A 339-nucleotide genomic window follows, 5' to 3' on the forward strand; every position below is an offset into this window, starting at 1 on the left:
CTCCAGTTGTTAAAATGCAATAACTTCTACTCCAAAATACGGGTTTACAGTAATATTCTTTTAAATATTCACTATGTTTTTTCCTAATCAGTCTTGAAGAAACAGTCTTTAGAGTATTAACTAATTTGGCTAATTCCACTTGGGGAGGTGTTTCAAATAGTAAATGGATATGGTCAGGTTCTCCATTAAATTCGATTATAGTTCCGTTTTTCCCTTCAATTATGTTTTTGAATATTTCATTTAGGTCGTCTAATAGTTCTTTGTTAATACATTTGTGTCTATATTTAGTTATTACAACCAAATGATATTTTAGATTGTATATTGAATGTCTATTGCTTT

1 protein-coding gene is annotated in these 339 nt (G+C 28.6%); it reads right to left on the reverse strand.

The window, feature by feature from the left end:
* Positions 1-339, reverse strand: a 339-nt coding sequence (gene tnpA, locus QMG30_RS24870) for an IS200/IS605 family transposase (protein ID WP_281819924.1), incomplete at both ends; no start/stop codon positions are given.

The sequence above is a fragment of the Vallitalea longa genome, assembly GCF_027923465.1.
Classification (GTDB): Bacteria; Bacillota; Clostridia; order Lachnospirales; family Vallitaleaceae; genus Vallitalea; species Vallitalea longa.